Genomic DNA, 19,666 nt, shown 5'->3' on the forward strand with positions numbered 1-19,666 from the left:
GACGGCTGCGGGCGGCTCCGGGGGCGCGACCGGGCGTGGACGGCTGCGGGCGGGCGTGTTGTGCGAGGACGGCTGCAGGGTCGCGGCTCCGGGCTCTCGGCTCGGCGCCTCAGCGCAGGACGTGGCCCTCGACGTCGACGGGAGCCCGGGCGGTGAGGCGCTTCAGCCGCATCGCGGGGCGCTCGACCAGCAGCCAGCTCGCCCACGCGAGGGGGACCGTCGCCGCGACCGAGAGCGCGATGTAGGCCCAGAGCGGCACGTCGGCTCCGGCTCCGACGATCGCCAGCGAGAGCAGCTGCTGCACGGGGAACGCGTAGATGTACATCCCGTAGGAGACGTCGTGGGTCGCGCCCACCCGACGCAGGGGGAGCCGGGCGCCGGGCGCGACCATCAGATAGGCGAGGGGGAGGCCGGCGAGCACGCGGTAGAGGCCGGTCGCGATCACGAGGACGAGCAGCACGGCCGCGACGGCGGTGAGCGCGCCCGTCAGGGGGAGGCGGTCGCGGTACAGGTGCACGAGCGCGCCGGCGAGGAAGTACCCGACGAGCGTCACCGTCTGGTTGAGGGGTGCCGGGAACGGGACGAGGTCCGTCGCGAGCACCGCCGCGACGAGGGTGAGGCCCGCGAATCCCGCGACCACGAGGGGGCGCACCCAGCGCGCGGGCGCCAGGGAGACGAGCAGGCCGATCACGACGTAGCTGACGAACTCGTAGAACAGGCTCCAGAGCGAGCCGTTCCACGCGCCCGGGTAGGGCACGGAGCCGAGCATCCCCGCGATGCCGTACTCCCGGATGTAGAGGGCCGCATTGGCGAACACGAAGCGCACCGCCCCGGCCGCGCTGTACTCGCCGGCTCCGAGGAGGAGCGACGCGAGCGGTGCGGCGACGAAGGCCACGACCAGGAGCGAGACGAGGAAGGCGGGATAGATGCGGAGGAAGCGCCGCCAGAGGAAGTCGACCAGCGATCGCGAGCGCAGCCGGCTCGCGGTGATCAGGAAGCCGGAGGTGGCGAAGAACCCGCCGACCGCCCAGGCGCCGAGGGTGGAGCCGCCGAACCCGGGGTCGTCGCCGTAGCCGCCGAGGGGGAAGGAGTGCGACACGATGACGAGGACCGCCAGCCCGAGCCGCAGGGCGTTGATGCTGTTCGACCGCGGGTCGAAGGCGGAGCCGACGGTCGGGCGCGGGCGCGTGCGTGGCGCGCGGGCGGGCGCGGCGGTGCGCCGGCCGTTCTCCTGGCGGGTCATGCGCACATCCTGCTGACCCCGGCCGCCGCCGTCGATCGGGCGTGGGACGCGCCGCGCTCCTCCCGGAGGGCCCGCGCGCCAGCAACGACGCGCGCTCCACCCCTGCGGACCCGCCGCGGAGCTGACGCGGACTGACGTGCGGCCTGCGGCTGATCCCTCTCCGCCCGGTCGTCCCTCCGTCGCCCTCTCCCGCGAGACGCCGCTCCGGTAGTGGACACGCCGGAGCGGGCGTACCGGAGCGGCATCTCGCGGCAGGCGGTCCGATCACGCCGGTCGGACCGCGCGGGTCAGAGCAGCCCGTCCGTGAGGTGGTCCGGCGTGCCGAAGCGGTGGGCCGTGATCGACACGGCCTGCTCGCGGAGGAACGGCAGCAGCTCCAGCCGGCCCGCCTCGGTCGCCGGGCCGGCGTAGACCGCGAGGTCGGGGCGTCCGCCCGTCACGGCCGTCACCGTCGCGGCGGACGCGCCCAGCAGGCGCACCCGTCCGGCGCCGTGCGCGCGCACCCGCGCCTCCCACGCCGCGTCGTCCTCGACCACGACGGCGCCTGCCGCCTCGTCGAGACCGGCGGCGAGCTGCGGAGGCAGCGCCGCGGCGCTCGAGACGACCACCCGTGCCTGCGCGGTCGCCGCCGCGACGGCCACCCGCACGAGCGAGCCCAGCGGCTCCCCGGCGGCCAGGCGCACCAGCACGGCGGAGTCGTAGGGCAGGCGGCGGAAGACGTTGCGCTCCGCCTCCAGCCCCGTCACGTCGCGAGGAGCGCCCGCGGCCCACGCCGCCGCGCAGCTGCGCGCCGTCCGCTCCACCGCGGCGTGCTCCTCCGCCGGGAGCTCCGCGCGCGACGCGGCGAGCAGGCGGGCGGCCGGTCCGACGACGGGAGCGGTCGCCTCCGACGGCGCCGCGGTCCACGAGCCCAGGCCGAGCAGGTAGTCCGGCCCGCCCGCCTTGGTGCCCGGGCCGACCGCCGACTTCTTCCAGCCGCCGAACGGCTGGCGCTGCACGATCGCCCCGGTGATCCCGCGGTTCACGTAGAGGTTGCCCGCCTCGATCCCGTCGAGCCAGGTGCCGATCTCCTCCGGGTCGAGCGCGTGCAGGCCCGAGGTGAGCCCGTAGTCGACCTCGTTGACGATCGCGATCGCCTCGTCGAGGGTCGCCGCCGTCATGATCCCGAGGATCGGCCCGAAGTACTCGGTGCGGTGGAACTCGGAGCCGCGGCGCACGCCGTCGCGGACGCCGGGGCTCCACAGGCGTCCGGAGTCGTCGAGGCTCCGCGGCTGCAGCAGCCAGGTCTCACCGGCGCCGAGCACGGTCAGGCCGCGCAGCAGCTTGCCCTCGGCGGGTTCGATCACCGGCCCCATCCGCGTCGCGGGGTCGGTCGGGTAGCCGACCGTGAGGGAGGAGACCGCGTCGAGCAGCTGCGCGCGGAACCGCTTCGAGCGAGCGACGGAGCCGACCAGCACCACGAGCGAGGCGGCGGAGCACTTCTGGCCCGCGTGCCCGAAGGCGCTCGCCACCACGTCCTTCACCGCCAGGTCGAGGTCGGCCGAGGGGGTGACCACGATCGCGTTCTTGCCGCTCGTCTCGGCGAGCAGCGGGAGGTCGTTCCGGAAGGAGCGGAACAGCTCCGCCGTCTCGTAGGCGCCGGTGAGGATCACCCGGTCGACCTGCGGGGAGGCGATCAGGTCGCGCCCCAGCTCCTCCTCCGGCAGGCGGAGCAGGCGCAGGGCTTCGCGGGGCACGCCCGCCGCCCACAGCGCCTCCGCCACCACGGCGCCGCAGCGCGCGGTCGGACCGGCGGGCTTGAGCACCACGGCGGAGCCGGCCGCGAGCGCCGCGAGGACGCCGCCGGCCGGGATCGCGACCGGGAAGTTCCACGGCGGAGCGACCAGGGTCAGCGCGGCCGGGTGGAAGCGGGCGCCGTCGACCGCGTCGAGCTCGAGGGCGCGCTCGGCGTAGTAGTGGGCGAAGTCCACGGCCTCCGAGACCTCGGGGTCGCCCTGGTCGAGGGTCTTGCCGCCCTCGGCCGCCATGACCTCGAGCAGCTCGGCGCGGCGCGCCTCCAGCTCGTCGCCCGCGCGGTGCAGGATGCGGGCGCGCTCCTCGGCCGGGACGTCGCTCCAGCCGCTGCCGCGGGCGCCGGAGAGCACCGACTCCAGCTCGTCGAGGGTGCCGATCGTGGCGGCCTCGATCGCGTCGGCGCCGGCCCGGGAGGAGGGGACGCGCGCGAGGATCGCCTGCGCCCACTCGCGGTTCGCGGCGACGGACGGGTCGGTGTCGGGGGTGCTGCGGAAGTCGCCCGGTCCCGGGCGGCCGCTCGCGGCGAACCGGTCGGGCACGCGGTGCGCCGGGGGGACGGCCCCGTCGAGGGCGGCGACGGAGGCGCGGAACCGCTCCTCCTCCCTCGCGAAGAGCGCCGGGTCGGCCTCGAGCTCGAAGACGGCCGACATGAAGTTCTGGCTCGACGCGCCCTCCTCCAGCCGGCGGATCAGGTAGGCGATCGCCACGTCGAACTCGGCCGGCGCGACGACCGGCGTGTAGAGCAGGAGCGAGCCGACCGTGCGGCGCACCGCCTCCGCCTGGCCCTGGGCCATGCCGAGGAGCATCTCGTACTCGATCCCCTCGCGGACGCCGCGGGTGCCGGCGAGCAGCCACGAGTACGCGACGTCGAAGAGGTTGTGCCCGGCGACGCCGACCCGCACGTTGCGGATCCGCTCCGGGTGCAGCGCGTAGTCGACGACGCGCTTGTAGTTCGTGTCGGAGTCCTGCTTGCTGCTCCAGGTCGCCAGCGGCCAGCCGTGGACCGAGGCCTCGACCTGCTCCATCGGCAGGTTCGCGCCCTTGACCAGGCGCACCTTGATGCCGGCGCCACCGCGGGCCCGGCGGGCGGCGCTCCACTCCTGCAGGCGGATCATCGCCGAGAGCGCGTCCGGCAGGTAGGCCTGCAGCACGATGCCGGCCTCGAGGCCGAGGAACTCCGGCCGGTCGAGGATGCGGGTGAAGACCGCGATGGTGAGGTCGAGGTCCTTGTACTCCTCCATGTCGAGGTTGATGAACTTCTGCGGCGAGGAGGCAGCGGCCCGGGCGAACAGCGGCGCCAGCTCCTCGACGATGTCGTCGACCGCGGCGTCGAAGGCCCACGGGTTGTGCGGGGCGGTGCTCGAGGAGACCTTGATCGAGACGTAGTCGACGTCGTCGCGGGCGAGGAGCCGGTGCGTCCCCTCCAGGCGGCGGTGGGCCTCCTCGCGGCCGAGGACGGCCTCGCCGAGCAGGTTCATGTTGAGCCGGACGCCGTCGCGGCGGATCGCGGCGATGGCCGGGCCCAGGCGCGAGTCGGTCGCGTCGATGATCAGGTGGCCGACCATCCGTCGCAGCACCCGGCGCGCGATCGGCACCACGACGTCCGGGAGGAGCGGCGCCAGGACGCCGCCGAGGGCGACCGCGCCGCGCATCGGAGCAGGGAGGAAGGACGGCACGCCGCCCGCGATCGCCTTCAGCGCCGCCGCCGCGACGCGGGTGTCCTCGGGGCGGACGACGCCGTCGACGAAGCCGACCGTGAAGTCCAGGCCGGCCGGGTCCTTCAGCACGCCCGCCAGCTGCGCCCCGGAGGCGTCGATCGGGATCGCGGACGCCTCGCGCAGCCAGCGCCGCACCAGGGCGACGCTCTCGTCGACCAGGCGGGGATCGATCGAATCGGTGGACGGGCCGTCGGCGGCGGGGCCGGTGGCGAGAGCGGGGCTGGCGAGATCCGTCATGGTGCGGTCCTTCTGCTCTGAGGTGGGTGCCTTCAGTATTCGACCGGCTACCGTTGAGCAGAAGCGACCGTTCCTTACCGGTACCGGTCAGCTCAGCTGAACGATCGGAGGGACGCCGTGCTCGATGTCCGCCGCCTGGTCCTGCTCCGCGAGGTGGCCATCCGCGGCACTCTCGCCGCCGCGGCCGAGGCCCTCGCCTACAGTCCCTCCGCCGTCTCGCAGCAGCTCGCCGTGCTCGAGCGCGAGGCCGGCGTCGAGCTGCTGCGGAAGGCGGGCCGGCGCGTGCAGCTCACACCCCAGGCCGAGATCCTGGTCGAAGCGGCCGGCGAGGTGATGGCCCTGCTCGAGCGGGCGGAGGCGGCGCTCGCGGCCTCGGGGGAGTCGGTGACCGGGCGGGTGCGCGTCGCGGTGTTCCAGTCGGCCGCGCTCGCGCTCATGCCGGGCGCGCTCCGGGCCGTCGCCGACCGCTTCCCGGAGGTGCGGATCGAGATGGTGCAGCGCGAGCCGGAGGGCGCTCTGCACGAGACGTCGTGGGCGCGGGAGTTCGACCTCGTCGTCGCCGAGCAGTACCCCGGCCACTCGACCTCCTGGCTGCCCGGACTGGTGCGCAGCGACCTGACGACCGACGCGATCCGCCTCGCCGTGAGCCGCGACTCCGCCGTCGTCGACCTCGCCTCGGCCCGCGACTCCGCCTGGGTGATGGAGCCGCGCGGCACCGCGAGCCGCCACTTCGCCGAGCAGACCTGCCGGGTCGCGGGCTTCGAGCCGGACGTCCGCTTCGAGACCGCCGACCTGCAGGCGCAGATCCGCCTCGCCGCCTCCGGCCACGCCGTCGCCCTGATGCCCGACCTGGTCTGGGCGGGCGAGGCGCCGGACTGCCGCCTCCTCGAGCTGCCCGGCACGCCCCGCCGCACGATCTTCACCGCACAGCGCGAGGCGCAGCTGGCGTCGCCGGCCGTGCGGGTGTTCCGGGAGTGCCTGGCGGAGGTGGCGGTGCGGTTCGCGTGAGCGGGGGGCGTGTGGCGGTGCGTGTGGCGGGGTGTTGCGCCGGTGTCCTGCGCGCGCCGCCCCGAGGACGGCGGGGATGTGCGGCGTCGGCTGCTGTGATCCCTCCCTCCACAGGAGGGCTTCACGCCGGTTCTCCACGGATGTGACGATCCGTCGCTTCTGTGTCGGTGGTCGCTGATTGAATACATGTATGACGATGATCAGCGGGTCGACAGCAGCGGAGGCGGTGCTCAGCGAGGCGCGTGCTCGCGGCGACCGAGCCGCGGCGCTGGCCCGCTCGGCGTCCCCGCTGCTCCTGGCCGCGGCCGAGGAGCTGCACGCCGGGCACCGGGCCGCGCTCGAGCATCCGGAGTCGTTCGCCCGCGGCTCGGCGCCCCACGCGTCGAGCGACCTCGCCGAGCGGTCGATCCGCGCGGAGTTCGCGGTCGCCCTCGGAGTCTCCGAGCGGGTCGCCTCCCGCGAGCTCGACCACGCGCGCCTCCTCGTCGAGGACCTGCCGACCACCCGCGCCGCCCTCGCCGGGGCGCGCCTGCGGTGGGAGGCGGGCCAGGTCGTCTGCGCCGTCGCGGCCACCCTGCCTCCGGGCTCCCGCGCCGCGTTCGATACGCGGGCGGCCGAGCTCGCGGCCCGCACCACGCCGACCCAGCTGCGGCGCGCTCTGGCCCGACTGCGGGAGGAGCTCCACGAGCAGCCCCTCGCCGAGCGCCACCGACGTGCCCGCGAGGACCGCGCGGTCTGGCTGACCCCCGAGGTCGACGGCATGGCGACGCTCTGCGCCCTCCTCCCCGCCCCGGTCGCCGTGGGGGCGTACAGCCGCCTCGACCGGATCGCCCGGATCCTCCGCGACGCGGCGGAAGGGACGCCGCCGCTCGCCGCTGCGGAAGCGGGCTCCTGCGGAGCGGAGTCCAGCGAAACGACCGGAGCGGAGTCCGCCGGAATCACCGGTGCGGGCGCCGCAGGCGTGATCTCCGGAGCGGGCGACGAGCGGACCCTCGCCCAGCTGCGAGCCGACGCTCTGGCCGACCTCCTCTGCGAGGCGGACGTCATCGACACGGTGCCCGACCCGGTCGGTGCCGATCGGCCCGTTCCGACCCTCGTCACCGGCGTGCGCGCCGAGGTGCGGGTCACCCTGTCGGCGAGCACCGCGTCCGGCGCCGACGACGCCTCCGCCGAGCTCGACGGCTACGGCCCGATCCCCGCAGACGTCGCCCGGAGCCTCGTCCCCGCGACCGTCACCCGCGTGCTGACCGAGCCCCGGACGGGCGCCGTCCTCTCGGTCGGGCGCACACGCCGACTGCCGCACCGCGAGCTGCGGCTCCTCCTCCAGCTCCGCGACGTGACCTGCCGCTTCCCCGGCTGCACCCGCTCCGCCGCGAGCGCCGAGGCCGACCACGTCGTCGAGTGGCGAAACGGCGGCGGCACCGACCCCGGCAACCTCGCCAGCCTCTGCGTCGCCCACCACCACGTGCGGCACGGCGACCGCTGGACCTACGTCCTCCACCCCGACGGCACCGCCGACTGGACCACCCCCACCGGCCGCCGCATCACCACGCGCCCGCCGGGCCTCGAGGAACGGCTCCGTCCAGGCCCACCCGCGACCCCGAGGTTCGAGGACCGGCCGCCGCCGTTCTGACACGCTGCCGTTCTGACACGCTGCCGTGCTGCCGTGCTGCGGTGCTGCGGTGCTGCCGTGCTGCCGTGCTGCGGTGCTGCGGTGCTGCGGTGCTGCCGTGCTTTCGTGCTCCCGTGCTGCCGTGCACCCCTGAGGGAATCGGCTGTCGGGCGGGTTCGGCCCATGGCGCGGGTTCGCACTGGTGATCGGGCCGTGCTGTCGCTCGGAGGCGAGTGCTCAGCGACCTCCCGCCGCGCCACTGACGCTCGGATCTGCGCCTTCGCTCGGGTTCACGCGGCCGCACCGTCGCACCACCGCCGCACCACTGCCGCTGAGGCGCGGACCGTCACCGGGGCCGCACCGTCGCCTGACGCCGTGCCGACACCAGGGCCGTGCCGCCGCCTTGCGCCCTGCCGCCGTTCGGCCACCACGATGCAGCACCTCAGCACTCAGCACCTCAGCACTCAGCACCTCAGCACCTCGGCGGCTCAGCGCGCGCCGTACCGCCGTAACACGCCATCGCGACGGCCCGCCGTTCGGTCAGCGCGTCTCGCGACTGCGCTGGCGCCCCGCACGGCCCCACGGCTGATCCGGCGGGGTGCGCAGTCCGGGCGCGCAGTCCGGGCACGCCCGCGCGGTCAGTCGGCGACGCGGAGGAGCACCTCGCCCGTCGTCCCGCCCCGCGGCCGCCCCGCAGCCGCCCTGCAGCCGCGACGCTACGCCGCCAGGAAGCGGTCCGCCGTCCGCAGCGAGAGCGCCATCGTCGCGAGCGCCGGGTTCGCGATCAGCGCGCTCGGGAACACCGAGTTGTCGCACACCCAGAGGTTCGGCACGTCGAAGCTGCGGCCGTCCGCGTCGATCACGGCGTCGCCCGCGTCGGTGCCCATCCGCACGGTGCCGAGCGTGTGCGCCGTGCGCGCCATCACCCGCGTGCTCGTCGCGCCGGCCGCCTCCACGATCGCGGTCATCGTCCGGATCGCGTGCCGGTCGATCGCCTCCTCGTTGGCGCCCGCCGAGAACGTGATGCGCGCCTTCGGCACCCCGTGCTCGTCCAGCTCGTCGGTCAGCTCCAGCCGGTTGCCGTCGGCGGGCAGGCACTCCGCGTTGATCCCGACGCCCGCCGCGAAGCGGTATCCGTCGAGCGCGTCCATCAGATCGCGGCCCCAGAGTCCCGCGCCGCGGGCGAGCGTCGTCGCGTAGGTCAGCGGCATCACTCCGAGACTCTGGATCAGGTAGCCGCCCGCGAAGTCCGCGTCGGCCGGGCGGACGGTGTCCTCGGTGATCACCGAGGAGGGGTAGCCGCGGTAGCCGCGCATCTCGTTCTCGAAGGTGCCCCAGACCTGGGTCGCCCCGTGCGCCAGGAAGTTGCGGCCCACCTGGCCGCTGCTGTTCGCGATGCCGGTGTGCAGGAGGAGCCGGGGCGTCTCGACGCCGCCCGCGCAGAGGAACAGGGCGGAGCAGCGCTGCCGGTGCTCCACTCCGCCGCTCGTGTAGACCACGGCGCACACGCGTCCCGCGGCGTCCAGCTCGATCCCGTGCACGAACGAGTCGGCCCGGATCTCGGCACCGGCCCGCACCGCCTCCGGCAGGTAGGTCACGTCCATGCTCGTCTTCGCGCCGGTCCGGCAGCCCTGATGGCACTGGCCGCAGTTGACGCAGGACGGGCGGCCGTCGTCCCGCGGGCCGCTGAGCACGGCGGCGGGCGCATCGGTCGCGCGCATCCCGATCGCCGCGCAGCCGCGCAGCATCATGTCGGCCGAGGCGTTCCGCGCGAGCGGGCCTTGCAGGTAGCGGCGCGAAGGGTCCCACGGGTACTCGGCCGGTCCCGCCACTCCGATCGTCGCCTCCACCTTCTCGATGTACGCGGTGAGCTCGGCGTGCTCGATCGGCCAGTCGCGGCCGACGCCGGAGTCGCTCCGGAGCCGCAGGTCGCGCGGGTCGGGGCGGGGCGTGAACGCGCCCCAGTGCAGCGTCGAGCCGCCGACCCCGCGGCCGCTGTTGTTCTGCCCGAAGGCGGTGGGGGTCTCGCCTCCGCTGAGGCGCTCCTCCATCCAGTTGATCTCGACGGCCGCCGTCTCGTCGGCGGTGTGGCCGAGCGGATCTAAGTGCGGCCCGGCCTCGAGGGCGACGACCCGCAGCCCTCGAGCGGCGAGCACCGAGAGCAGGGGCGCTCCGCCGGCCCCGGTGCCGATCACGACGGCGTCGACCGTCTCGTCGAGCGGGAAGCGGCGCATGCCGGTCGTGTTCATCGGTGACTCCTCGTCGTCGGTTCCCAGGTCTCGCGGTCGTCGGCGCCGAGCAGGCGGAAGCCCGTCACGAGCGGCAGCGTGTCGCCGCCGCTGGCGTAGCCGTCGTAGCCGATCCGCGCCATCGACGCGGGGTGCGCCAGCCACTGCTTCACGAGGTCGACGCGGCAGTCCTCGAACCAGGCGGTCAGCTGCTCGGCACCGAGCCCGCCGGCCGAGCGGTCGCCGAGCTCCGCGGAGCCGTCGGCGATCGCGGTGAGGCGCGCGTCCTGCTCGGCGGGGCCGAGGCCGGCGAAGCCCCGGAGGGTGTCGAGCGCCAGACCGTAGGCGATCGGGTCGGCCGGCAGGTCGGCGTTGCGCCAGCCGTCGCCCTCGCCGTTCGCGAGCTGCGTGTCCACCCGTGCGGCCAGGTCGATCCGGCCGCCCTCCTGCGGGACGACCCGGTCGGCGATCGCGCGCAGCTCCGCGAGCTGGGCGACGGTCAGGGCGCGCGGCGCGTACTCCGGGTCGTCGGCGAGCGCGCGCACGGCCAGCAGCCCGCGCACCCGCGTGGAGGTCCGGGCGGAGGCGATGGCCGCGCCGACGTCGGCCGGGACCGACGGCGCCGTGCCGGCCTCCTCCTCCCAGAACCGGCGGATCGCCGCCGCCACCTCGATCGGGCGCTCAAACGGCAGCAGGTGGCCCGCCCCGGCGAGCGTGAGCAGCCGGGCACGGGAGTAGAGGGAGCCGTTCAGGCGGCGCTGCGCGTCGGCGCCGAGGTCGCCGTCCGCACCGCCCGCGATCAGGAGCGCGGGCACGGCCCCGAGGGCGGCCTCTCCGGTGCGGTCCTCGCGGCTGCCGTGCTCGAGCCAGTCGCGCCAGCCCTCGGGGGAGTAGCGGCGCAGCTCGGCCAGCACCTCCGCGTCGGCGTCGGCGGGCAGCGGCGAGCCGACGTTCTGGTCGACGAACTCGCGCGCCTGCGCCTCGTCGAGGTGCCCGTCGTCGACCCAGCCGAGCATGGTCGAGCGGCGCGCCTCCTCCATCGGCTCGGGCGAGAGCGGCGACCCGGCGAGGAGCACGACGCCCGCGAGCCCGAACAGGCCCGAGCGGCCGGTGACCGTGCGCGAGGCCACGAGGGAGGCGATCTTCCCGCCCATGCTGTGCCCGAGGAGCAGCCAGCGGGAGGCGTCGTGCTCGCGGATCCGGCGGATCGTGGCGGCGGTCATCTCCTCGAGCGAGGTCCCGGATCCACCGGGCAGGTCGAGCGCGACGAGGTCCGCGACGTCGGCGAGCTCGCGGCCGAGCGCGTCGAAGGCGCGGCCGTCGAGCCCGAGTCCGGGCAGGGCGAAGAGGGTGGGGCGGGGGCTGGTGGACACGGGCGTCCTGTCGGATCGGCCGCGCCACGGCGGTGGGGAGCGGGAGGAGAGCGGCGGCGGGGGGCCGGCCCTCCCCATCCGACCACACGGCGTGCGCGCGCCCGGACCCTTGCGCCGGCGGGGCACTCGTGCTGTGCTCTGCGCCACCGTTCCGCGCCACGATGCCGGGCGGTCGTGCCGCCCCTCTGTGCCGCGCCTCCGTGGCGGGACTCAGAGCGGGGAGGCGAACACCACCAGGTTGTCCCGGTAGCGGCCGATCGCCGCGTCGTACTCGCCTCCGCAGGTCACGAGGATCAGCTCCTCCTCGAGGGTCGCGCCGAAGACGCGGGCGGTGGGGAACGCGGCCTTGGCGTGGGACTCGACCGCCGTCACCCGGTAGCGGTGGTCGGAGCCGTCCACTCCGCTCACCGCGATCTCGTCGCCCGGGGCGAGCTCGCCGAGGCGGAAGAAGACCGCGGGACCGGACCGCGAGTCGACGTGCGCCGCGATCACGGTGCGGCCGCTGCCACCCGGGCGCCCGCCTCCCGAGAACCAGCCGACGTCGTCGTAGTCCACCGGCACCTCCATCGCCCCGTCCGACTGGATGCCCAGCGCGATCAGCGGCTCGTCCAGGCCCATCGCGGGCACGCTCAGCCGGGCGGGCTCGACGCCGACGGTGCGCGCAGGCGCGGCAGCGGCGGGGTCGGGCGCGGGGACCGGGGGAGGAGTGAGCGGGGGAGCAGAAGCGAGGGCCGGAGGCGCGGGCGCGCTCGCGGGCGTCTCCGCTCCTCCGCTCCCGTCCGCGGCGGCGCACCCCGCGAGGAGCAGCACGGCGCACAGTGCCGCCGCGCCGCTCCTCGACCGGGTGCCCACGATCAGGAGGCGGTGCGCCGGCGGGCGACGACCACTCCGGCCGCGCCGAGGGCGGCGACGGCTCCGAGGCCGGCCATCACGGCGAGACCGGACGGGCCCGTGGCGTCGCTCCCGGCGGCGGTCGCGCCGCCACCGGTCTGGAGGCCGCCGACCGGCACCTGCGAGAGCTGGCCGCGGACGACGCCCGCCGCGTACGAGGCCGTGTGGGAGTCGGCCGCGAAGGCGGCGGGATCGGCCTCGAGGGCCTTCAGCGTGAATCCGGCGCCGGTGTCCGCCCCGTTCGCCTGGATGCCCGTGGTGAAGGGGCCCTGCAGGCAGCCGCTGCTGGTGCGGGGGCCGTCTCCGACCGGCGCGGGGTTCGGGAACGCGATGCGGGGAGGGCCCGCCTTGCCCAGGGTCGCCTGGTGGATGTGCGTCGCGGTCTTCGCGGGGCTCTGGTAGTCGCCGGTCACGCCGGTGAGGGTGATGTCGTAGCAGATGACGTCGAGGTCGCTGTTGACCCGGAAGGTCATCTCGCCCGTGGCGCCGGGCTGGCCGGGGGTCGCGGCGGAGTCGGCGTTCACGACCTGGTCGGGCGTCGCCATCACCGTGAAGGCGCTGGTGAACGAGGACGGCTCGGCGACCTCGGTCTCGGCCTGGGCCGGCGCGGCGGCGAAGAAGGAGGCGGCGGCGACGGCGGTGATGCCGCCGAGGGAGAGCAGGCGGCGGCCGGCGCGGTTCCGCGCGGGGGACGTCTTCGTCATGGTGGAGCCTTTCGATCGCGAGCGCCGAGCGGGCCCGATGCAGGGAGTACGGCCGGAGGCGGCGCCGCGTTCACTCCATCTGAGAGGATCTTCACGGAGACGGTCCTCGCCTCCGATGAACGCCGCCGCCGCCGCGGCCGTACCCCCTTCCGACGGACCACCGGTCCCGACGAGGAGGCGGTGTGGCGCGGACGGCGACGGCACGACGAGACGAAGGGCCTGCGATGCCGCGCGAGCACTCGGAGGTCCCGGCTCCCGTGGTGCGCCTCGAGCCCCGGACGGCGGAGTTCGACCCGGCCGCCGCCTTCGACGAGCACGGGTCCGCCCTGCTCGGCTTCGCGCTCAACGCTCTGCGCGACCGCGGCCTCGCCGAGGACTGCGTGCAGGAGACGTTCCTGCGCGCCTGGCGCTCGCGGGCGAGCTACTCCGCCGAGCGTGCCAGCACCCGCACCTGGCTCTTCGCCATCGCCCGCAACGTCGTGATCGACGTGCACCGCTCGCGTCAGCGCCTGCCGCGCCTGATCGAGGCCGAGGTTCTGGAGGAGGTGCCCGCGGAGGACCGCGACCCCCTCGAGCCGCTCGCGATCGCCGAGGCGCTCGCGCGGCTCTCCGCCGAGCACCGGCAGGTCGTCGTCGCCGTCCACCTGCACGGCGAGACCTACGCCGAGCTGTCGGCCGCCACGAGCGTGCCGGTCGCCACCTTGCGCAGCCGCGCCTTCTACGCTCTCCGAGCGCTCCGCGGTCACCTCGCGGGCGCCGGACCCACGGACGAGGAGAGATCGTGATCGACCGAGACCAGCCCGACGGAGACGAGCCCGGCGGCCGCCGCGAGGAGCTCCTCGCCGCGGCCCTCGCCGGCGACCTCTCCGCCGAGGAGACGCGGGAGTTCGAGAGCCTGCGCGCCGCCGACCCCTCGATCGACCCCGAGCTCGCGTCGTTCGGTGCGGTGGTCGACCGGGTCGGCGCGCTGGGCCGCTGGGAGGAGGCGGAGCCGTCGCCGGAGCTGCGGTCGCGCATCGCGGCGCTCGCCGGGGAGCGGCCTGAGCGCGGGGAGAGTCTGCGTGCCTCGCGCCGCCGGGCCCCGCGCCGCCGTGCCTCGCGTCTCCGTGCCGTCCTGGCCGTCGCCGCGGCGGCCGCGCTCCTCGTCGCGGGCGGCGTCGCCGGAGCGGCCCTGCGGTCCGCCGAGGAGCGCCCCGTCGCGGGACCGCCCGGGACGCTCGGCGCCGTCGAGGCGATCGCCTTCGACGAGCGGACGGAGGGCGTGACGCTCGACGGCTCGCTGGTCGCGCACACCTGGGGCACCGAGACGATCCTCCGCGGGACAGGCTTCGCGCTCGGCGAGAGCTACGACCTCGTGCTGGTCACCGGCTCCGGCGAGCGGCTCCCGTCCGGCTCCTTCCTCGGCAGCTCCGCGGAGCTCGACTGCGAGATGAACGCGGCCGTCCTGCGCGAGTCCGTAGCCGCCGTCGAGATCACCGACGCCGGCGGCGCGCTCGTCGCCTCCGCCGCCCTCCCCGCCGTCACCTGAGAGCCGGCGGCGCGGGCTCGCGGCGCGGCTTCAGCTCGCTGACGAGCGTGCCCGCGACGATGAACCCCGCCCCGAGCAGGGCGAGCGCGGGGAGCCGGTCGCCGGCGAGGCGGCCGATCAGACCGGCCCAAACGGGCTCGGCGGAGTAGATGATCGTGGCGCGCGACGGCGAGACCGAGCGCTGAGCCCAGTTCATCGTCAGCTGGATCAGGCAGCTGCTCGCCCCGAGCGCGAGCGCGGGGATCAGCCAGGCCCACGAGAACGCCGGGACCGCCTCGCCTGCGACGGGCATCGAGGCGAACCCGAGCGCGCCGGCGACCAGCAGCTGCACCACGGTCACCCGGCCGAGGTCCACGCGTCCGGCGACGAGGCCGATCAGGATGATCTCCGCCGCGATCGGCAGCGTGCTCACGATCGTCGCCACCTCGCCCGCTCCGAGCGCGACGCCCGGCTGCGGGCCCGCGATCAGGAGCAGTCCGACGAACGCCAGCGCGACGCCCACCAGCGTCAGCACGCCCGGACGGCGACGGAACACGACCCACTGGAGCAGCGGCACCAGCGGCACGTACAGCGCGGTGAGGAACGCGGAGGTGCTGCTCGTGATCGTCTGCAGCCCGTAGCTCTGCAGGCCGTAGCCCGCGAAGATCATCACCCCGATCACGACGCCGGCCGCGAGATCGATCCGCCGCATCCCCCGGAGCGACCGGTGGAACACGACCGCGCTGATCAGTCCCGCGATCGCGAACCGCATCCCGACGAAGAACAGCGGACCACTGTGCTCCATCGCGATGTGCACGGCGAGGAAGGTCCCGCCCCAGATCGCGGTGATGCCGATGAGCGCCCACTCCGGACGGGTGAAGCGGAGGCCCCGGAGCGGCGAGATGTGCATCATTCTGCACATCCTAGGAGCAACAGGGGCCTGTCGGTGCAGAATAGTGCGCATGTCGGCTCCCGTCCTCGCCCACCTGGGCGGCAACCTCCGCCTCGCGCGGCGCGGAGCCGGGCTGAGCCAGTCCGCGCTGGCGGCGCGCTCGGGTATCAGCCGGCGGACGATCGTCGCGGCCGAGGCCGGCGAGGCCAACATCTCGCTGACCGGAGTCGACCGCCTCGCGACCGCCCTCGGCACCACGTTCACTGCACTCGTCTCGGCCCCGGGATCCGCGCCCGCGGCGATCGACCAGGTCGCCTGGCGGGGAGCGGGCGAGGCGAGCGTCGCCGTCCTGCTCTCCTCCGTCCCCGCGCGCCGGGAGGCCCAGCTCTGGACCTGGACGCTCGGTCCGGGGGACCGCTACGACGCGCAGCCCGACCCCGAGGGGTGGCACGAGATCCTGCTCGTCACCGCCGGCGCGCTCCTCCTGGAGCGGGAGGGCGAGGAGCCCGTGCGGCTGGAGCCCGGACGGCACCTCGCCTTCCCGACCTCGCGGCACTACTCCTACGTGAACGCGGTGGATGCCGTCACGACGCTCGTCCGGATCGTGGTCGACTGACGGGTCGGCGACTCAGGCCCGCGAGCGCAGGGTCTCGAGCAGCGCCGCGGGGGTCTCGGGGTCGTCGAGGCTGATCGCGAACTCGCGCGAGCGGTCCGTCGTCACCACCAGCCCCGGCCCGGCGTGCAGGATGACCGCCGAGCGGCCCGGCATCACCCGGTACCCCCAGCCGCCCCACTCCGACGGCCGCAGCTGGGCCGTGCCGGCCGAGGCGATGGTGTCGAGCGGGATGCGGCGCAGCGGGATGCCGAGGGCGGTCGTGACGACGCGGAGGCCGCGGCGGTCGGCGGTCACCCTCAGGCGGGAGAAGGAGAGGAGCACCAGCGCGACGACGCCGAGGACGACGGCCATCGCGATCGCCGGACCGGTGGCGCCCGCCGCGGCGAGCGTCGCGAGGGAGAGGGCCGCGCCCGCCGCCGTGGCGATCGCGGCGACGGCGAACACCGGGCCCGTCAGCGTCTGCGACCAGGCGCCGGTCTCCTCCGCCGCCAGCGGCAGGCGGCCGGCGGCCAGGCGGGAGGCGCGCCGGGTGCCCGGAGCGATCAGCGCGGGCACGACGGCGAAGAGCATCCCTCCGAGCAGCGCGAGCAGCCACCCGCCGAGCTCCGCCCCCTCGGCGCGCCCGGCCGCGAGCGTCGTGCCGACCGAGGTCGCCCAGGCGGAGGCGCCCAGCCCGGCCACGAGGCCGAGGGTCGCCAGCAGGAGCCGCGGGGCGCGCCCGACGGCCGCCGCCACGACGCCCGCGACGGCCGGGAGCCCGGAGAGCACGAGGGCGATCGCGAGCAGGGCGCCCGTCGCCGCGGTCGCATCGGCCGCCCCGGTGCCCGACCAGTGCGAGGCGAGCTCCGCGGGCAGAGCGTCGTCCAGGACGAGGCGCGAGACGAGCACTCCGGCGGCGGGGAGCAGGAGGGACGCGGCGGCGAGGAGCTCGCGGCGGCGGTCGGCGGTGGCGGTCATGATCCGGTCCTCTCGATCAGGCGGACGAGCTCCGCCGGGGTGATGCCGCTGCGACGGGCCTCTGCGAGCAGCTCGTCGACCAGGGCGGTGACGCGCACGAGCCCGGGCCCGGCCGACTCCGTGATCCACGCGCCGCGGCCCCGGCGCATCTGGAGGATCCCGTCGTCGCGCAGGGCGGCGTACGCGCGCAGCACGGTGTGCATGTTGATGCCGAGCGAGTCGGCGAGCTCGCGGGCGGGCGGCAGGCGGTCGCCCGCCGAGAGCTCGCCCCGGGCGACGGCCGAGCGCACCTGCGACTCCAGCTGGTCGGCGAGCGAGCCCGCCGCGGAGTGGTCGACCCGGAACAACATGTTCACAATGTTAGTAGAACAAGCAGTGCACCACCAGGCCCTCAGTGCAGCGCGAGCGACACCGCCAGCACCACCATCACGACCGCCACGGCCGCGTCGAGGATCCGCCAGGCCCCGCGGCTCCGGAACAGCGGCCGCAGCGCCCGCGCCCCGAAGCCGAGGGCGGTGAACCACAGCACGCTCCCGGCCGCCGCCCCCGCCCCGAACCACCAGCGCTCGTCGCCGTGCGTGTTCGCCACCGACCCGAGCAGCACGACCGTGTCGAGGTAGACGTGCGGGTTGAGCAGCGTGAGCGCCAGGCACGTGCCGATCGCCGTGCGGAGCGACGTCGAGGCGCCGGCCGGATCGCCGTCGAGGGTCCCCGGCCGCAGTGCGCGCCTCGCCGCCATCACCGCGTAGGCGAGGAGGAAGACGATGCCGCCCCAGCGGATCACCACCAGCAGCCACGGCGCCGACTCCAGGACCGCTCCGATCCCCGCGATCCCGAGCGCGATCAGCGCGGCGTCGCAGAGTGCGCAGATCGCGACGACGGCGGGCACGTGCTCGCGGCGGAGGCCCTGGCGGAGCACGAAGGCGTTCTGCGCGCCGATGGCGATGATGAGCGAGAGGCCGAAGCCGAGGCCGGAGAGGGCGGCGAGGAGGGGGGACACGCTCCGACGCTAGGGCGGGGCGCTCCTGTAGACCAGCTCATGCTCCTTCAGTACCGTAAGCAGCACTGATGCTGACAGACGACCTCGACCTCTCCCGCCTGCGCGCGCTCGCCGCCTCCGTCCGGTACGGCTCCTTCGACGCCGCCGCCCGGGCCCTGCACATCACCCCCTCCGCCCTCAGCCAGCGGATCAAGGCGCTCGAGACCGCCGCAGGCCGCGTCCTGCTGGTGCGCTCGCGCCCGGTCGTCGCGACCGAGGCCGGTGCGGGGCTCCTCCGCCTCGCCCGCCAGATCGAGCTCCTCGCCGACGACGCCGTCCGCTCGCTCGGCGGCGAGGACGCGGAGGGGGCGGGCCCCGTCGTCCTCCCGCTCGCCGTCAACGCCGACTCCCTGGCCACCTGGGTGCTGCCCGCGCTCGCCTCCGTCCCCGACGTCGTGGTGGAGCTGCACCGCGAGGACCAGGCGCACACGACCGCGTTCCTCCGCGACGGCACCGTGCTGGCGGCCGTCACCGGAGAGTCGGAAGCGGTGCTCGGCTGCACCGTCGCACCGCTCGGAGTGATGCGGTACCGCGCCATGGCCGCGCCCGCGTTCGCCGAGCGCTGGTTCCCGGACGGCGGCACGGCCGGCCTCGCGAGCGCTCCGCTGGTCGTCTTCGACGAGAAGGACCGCCTGCAGGACGACTTCCTCCGAGCCGCCGGCGTCGAGGGCCGCCCGCCGCAGCACCGCGTCCCCGGATCGACCGACTTCGAGCGGGCCGTGCGCCTGGGCATGGGGTGGGGGATGCTGCCCGAGCTGCAGGCCCCGGTCGGCGGCGAGGGCCTGGTCGAGCTGGGCGGCGACCCCGTCGACGTCCCCCTCTACTGGCAGCAGTGGGCCCTGCACACGCCCGCCCTCGACGCGGTCGCCGCGGCCGTCTCCGCCGCCGCGCGCGCCGCGCTCCGCTGACCCGCGCGCTGACCTGCGCCGCCGGGGAGGCGCTCAGACCGCGAACACGTCGCGGAGGGTCACCGTCTCGAGTGAGCGCTCGCGGAGGATGTCGACGAGCCGCGCGTAGACCTGCGTCACCGGATCGAAGTTCGCGTGCCCGATCACGATGTGCTGCGGCAGGAACCACTGGTCCGCGAAGCCGACCACCTGCTCCGGCGTGATCCGCCCCGAGTCCGAGAGCGAGCCGTACCAGAGCACCGTCGCCGTGTAGCCGATCGCCGACGCGGCGGCCCGGCTCCGCTCGTCCGTGTAGCCGAACGGCGGCCGGTAGAAGGGCGCCGCCTCCACCCCGTAGGTCGAGCGGATGAAGTCGCCGTTGCGGCCCAGCTCCTCCTGCACGCCGTCGCTCGAGAGGCTCGTCAGGTCGGCGTGCGACCAGGTGTGGTTCGCGAGCTGCACCTGCCCCGAGGCGACGAGCGGAGCCAGCAGCGGCGCGTTCGCGGTCCACGAGTCGTACTTCCCGTTGAGGAAGAAGGTCAGCCGGGTTCCGGTGTCCCGGGCGAACTGCGCGTAGGCGGCGACCACGTCGGAGTCGGCGCCGTCGTCGACGGTCCAGGCGAGCGTGCTCCCCTCGCCGGGCAGCTCCGAGATCGTGCCGGAGGGCAGCGGCGCCTTCCGCCGCACCGGAGTCGCCGCGGCGGTCATGGTCGGCACGGGGCGGGGAGGGGTCGGGACGGCGGTCGGAGCGGCGGACGGCAGCACCGCCGCCGGCGCCGTGCTCGGCGGGAGCGCCGCGGGAGCGGGCCGGGCGGGCGTGCACCCCGTCAGCGCGACCGCCGAGGAGGCGATCCCCAGCAGCAGCGCGCGTCGCCTCAACCGGTCCACGGGCCCCCCTCGCGAGCCCCGTCCCCCGGAGCGTCCCCGCGACCGTAGCGGTCGGGGAGGGAACGGGCAACG

17 protein-coding genes are annotated in these 19,666 nt (G+C 75.4%); 6 read left to right on the plus strand and 11 right to left on the minus strand.

Annotated elements, in window-relative coordinates:
* Positions 1-109: 109 nt before the first annotated feature.
* On the minus strand, positions 110-1,243 hold the full coding sequence (locus C5C71_RS14795; RefSeq protein ID WP_104337973.1) for an acyltransferase: 1,134 nt from the start codon (positions 1,241-1,243) through the stop codon (positions 110-112).
* 287 nt (positions 1,244-1,530) lie between these two features.
* Positions 1,531-4,992, minus strand: a complete 3,462-nt coding sequence (locus C5C71_RS14800; protein ID WP_104337974.1) for a bifunctional proline dehydrogenase/L-glutamate gamma-semialdehyde dehydrogenase — start codon at positions 4,990-4,992, stop codon at positions 1,531-1,533.
* 117 nt (positions 4,993-5,109) lie between these two features.
* On the opposite strand from C5C71_RS14800, the gene C5C71_RS14805 reads away from it, so the two are divergent.
* Together C5C71_RS14805 and C5C71_RS14810 are read left to right on the plus strand one after the other, a co-directional pair.
* Positions 5,110-6,000, plus strand: a complete 891-nt coding sequence (locus C5C71_RS14805; protein ID WP_104337975.1) for a LysR family transcriptional regulator — start codon at positions 5,110-5,112, stop codon at positions 5,998-6,000.
* 190 nt (positions 6,001-6,190) lie between these two features.
* A complete protein-coding gene (locus C5C71_RS14810) occupies positions 6,191-7,633 on the plus strand; it encodes an HNH endonuclease signature motif containing protein (protein ID WP_104337976.1) in 1,443 nt (480 codons plus the stop codon).
* Positions 7,634-8,328: 695 nt separating this feature from the next.
* On the opposite strand, the gene C5C71_RS14815 is transcribed toward C5C71_RS14810, so the two are convergent.
* From C5C71_RS14815 to C5C71_RS14830, 4 genes are all read right to left on the minus strand, one after another.
* On the minus strand, positions 8,329-9,861 hold the full coding sequence (locus C5C71_RS14815; RefSeq protein ID WP_104292931.1) for a GMC family oxidoreductase: 1,533 nt from the start codon (positions 9,859-9,861) through the stop codon (positions 8,329-8,331).
* Complete coding sequence (locus C5C71_RS14820; protein WP_181065729.1) at positions 9,858-11,213, minus strand: alpha/beta hydrolase; 1,356 nt, start codon at positions 11,211-11,213, stop codon at positions 9,858-9,860. Before C5C71_RS14820 ends, C5C71_RS14815 begins: the two co-directional genes overlap by 4 nt.
* 210 nt (positions 11,214-11,423) lie before the next feature.
* Positions 11,424-12,065 carry a class F sortase gene (locus C5C71_RS18000; RefSeq protein WP_104353823.1) on the minus strand — a complete coding sequence of 214 codons (642 nt, stop codon included), beginning with the start codon at positions 12,063-12,065 and terminating at the stop codon, positions 11,424-11,426.
* 2 nt (positions 12,066-12,067) lie between these two features.
* Positions 12,068-12,808, minus strand: a complete 741-nt coding sequence (locus tag C5C71_RS14830) for a CHRD domain-containing protein (RefSeq protein ID WP_104337978.1) — start codon at positions 12,806-12,808, stop codon at positions 12,068-12,070.
* Positions 12,809-13,032: 224 nt separating this feature from the next.
* Here C5C71_RS14830 and C5C71_RS14835 point away from each other — a divergent pair, with 224 nt between their 5' ends.
* Together C5C71_RS14835 and C5C71_RS14840 are read left to right on the plus strand one after the other, a co-directional pair.
* The gene (locus C5C71_RS14835) at positions 13,033-13,593 is read left to right on the plus strand and encodes a sigma-70 family RNA polymerase sigma factor (RefSeq protein ID WP_104337979.1); all 561 of its coding nucleotides are present in this window, start codon (positions 13,033-13,035) and stop codon (positions 13,591-13,593) included.
* Positions 13,590-14,336: a hypothetical protein gene (locus C5C71_RS14840; RefSeq protein ID WP_104337980.1), complete on the plus strand. Its 747-nt coding sequence runs from the start codon at positions 13,590-13,592 to the stop codon at positions 14,334-14,336. Before C5C71_RS14835 ends, C5C71_RS14840 begins: the two co-directional genes overlap by 4 nt.
* On the opposite strand, the gene C5C71_RS14845 is transcribed toward C5C71_RS14840, so the two are convergent.
* Entirely contained in the window at positions 14,329-15,228 is a 900-nt protein-coding gene (locus C5C71_RS14845; protein WP_258063200.1) for a DMT family transporter, read from the minus strand. The genes C5C71_RS14840 and C5C71_RS14845 overlap by 8 nt on opposite strands.
* Positions 15,229-15,277: 49 nt before the next feature.
* Between C5C71_RS14845 and C5C71_RS14850 the strand changes: the two genes are divergently transcribed.
* Positions 15,278-15,823: a helix-turn-helix domain-containing protein gene (locus tag C5C71_RS14850; RefSeq protein WP_104227343.1), complete on the plus strand. Its 546-nt coding sequence runs from the start codon at positions 15,278-15,280 to the stop codon at positions 15,821-15,823.
* 12 nt (positions 15,824-15,835) lie between these two features.
* Here the strand turns inward: C5C71_RS14850 and C5C71_RS14855 are convergent, their stop codons facing one another.
* From C5C71_RS14855 to C5C71_RS14865, 3 genes are read right to left on the minus strand one after another with little or no spacing between them, the layout of a single operon-like run.
* Positions 15,836-16,780 (minus strand): hypothetical protein, encoded by a 945-nt coding sequence (locus tag C5C71_RS14855; protein ID WP_104337981.1) that lies wholly within the window; start codon positions 16,778-16,780, stop codon positions 15,836-15,838.
* A complete protein-coding gene (locus tag C5C71_RS14860; RefSeq protein WP_104225158.1) occupies positions 16,777-17,130 on the minus strand; it encodes a GntR family transcriptional regulator in 354 nt (117 codons plus the stop codon). The genes C5C71_RS14855 and C5C71_RS14860 overlap by 4 nt, the downstream gene beginning before the upstream one ends.
* A 41-nt stretch (positions 17,131-17,171) precedes the next feature.
* Positions 17,172-17,780: a LysE/ArgO family amino acid transporter gene (locus C5C71_RS14865; RefSeq protein WP_104337982.1), complete on the minus strand. Its 609-nt coding sequence runs from the start codon at positions 17,778-17,780 to the stop codon at positions 17,172-17,174.
* A gap of 68 nt (positions 17,781-17,848) precedes the next feature.
* Here C5C71_RS14865 and C5C71_RS14870 point away from each other — a divergent pair, with 68 nt between their 5' ends.
* Complete coding sequence (locus C5C71_RS14870) at positions 17,849-18,727, plus strand: LysR family transcriptional regulator ArgP (RefSeq protein ID WP_104337983.1); 879 nt, start codon at positions 17,849-17,851, stop codon at positions 18,725-18,727.
* Positions 18,728-18,760: 33 nt separating this feature from the next.
* On the opposite strand, the gene C5C71_RS14875 is transcribed toward C5C71_RS14870, so the two are convergent.
* Positions 18,761-19,594, minus strand: a complete 834-nt coding sequence (locus C5C71_RS14875) for a polysaccharide deacetylase family protein (RefSeq protein WP_219814202.1) — start codon at positions 19,592-19,594, stop codon at positions 18,761-18,763.
* Between the last annotated feature and the right edge of the window lie 72 nt (positions 19,595-19,666).

Origin of the sequence: Rathayibacter sp. AY1C1 (assembly GCF_002932105.1) — a bacterium.
Classification (GTDB): Bacteria; Actinomycetota; Actinomycetes; order Actinomycetales; family Microbacteriaceae; genus Rathayibacter.

What these genes read in the sequence shown, in the direction of transcription:
- C5C71_RS14835 (WP_104337979.1), top strand. Translation starts at nt 13,033, where the DNA reads ATGCCGCGCGAGCACTCGGAGGTCCCGGCTCCCGTGGTGCGCCTCGAG.
- C5C71_RS14850 (WP_104227343.1), top strand. Translation starts at nt 15,278, where the DNA reads ATGTCGGCTCCCGTCCTCGCCCACCTGGGCGGCAACCTCCGCCTCGCG.
- C5C71_RS14795 (WP_104337973.1), bottom strand. Translation starts at nt 1,243, where the DNA reads ATGACCCGCCAGGAGAACGGCCGGCGCACCGCCGCGCCCGCCCGCGCG.
- C5C71_RS14810 (WP_104337976.1), top strand. Translation starts at nt 6,191, where the DNA reads ATGACGATGATCAGCGGGTCGACAGCAGCGGAGGCGGTGCTCAGCGAG.
- C5C71_RS14800 (WP_104337974.1), bottom strand. Translation starts at nt 4,992, where the DNA reads ATGACGGATCTCGCCAGCCCCGCTCTCGCCACCGGCCCCGCCGCCGAC.
- C5C71_RS14855 (WP_104337981.1), bottom strand. Translation starts at nt 16,780, where the DNA reads ATGACCGCCACCGCCGACCGCCGCCGCGAGCTCCTCGCCGCCGCGTCC.
- C5C71_RS14815 (WP_104292931.1), bottom strand. Translation starts at nt 9,861, where the DNA reads ATGAACACGACCGGCATGCGCCGCTTCCCGCTCGACGAGACGGTCGAC.
- C5C71_RS14830 (WP_104337978.1), bottom strand. Translation starts at nt 12,808, where the DNA reads ATGACGAAGACGTCCCCCGCGCGGAACCGCGCCGGCCGCCGCCTGCTC.
- C5C71_RS14860 (WP_104225158.1), bottom strand. Translation starts at nt 17,130, where the DNA reads ATGTTGTTCCGGGTCGACCACTCCGCGGCGGGCTCGCTCGCCGACCAG.
- C5C71_RS14870 (WP_104337983.1), top strand. Translation starts at nt 17,849, where the DNA reads ATGCTGACAGACGACCTCGACCTCTCCCGCCTGCGCGCGCTCGCCGCC.
- C5C71_RS14845 (WP_258063200.1), bottom strand. Translation starts at nt 15,228, where the DNA reads ATGATGCACATCTCGCCGCTCCGGGGCCTCCGCTTCACCCGTCCGGAG.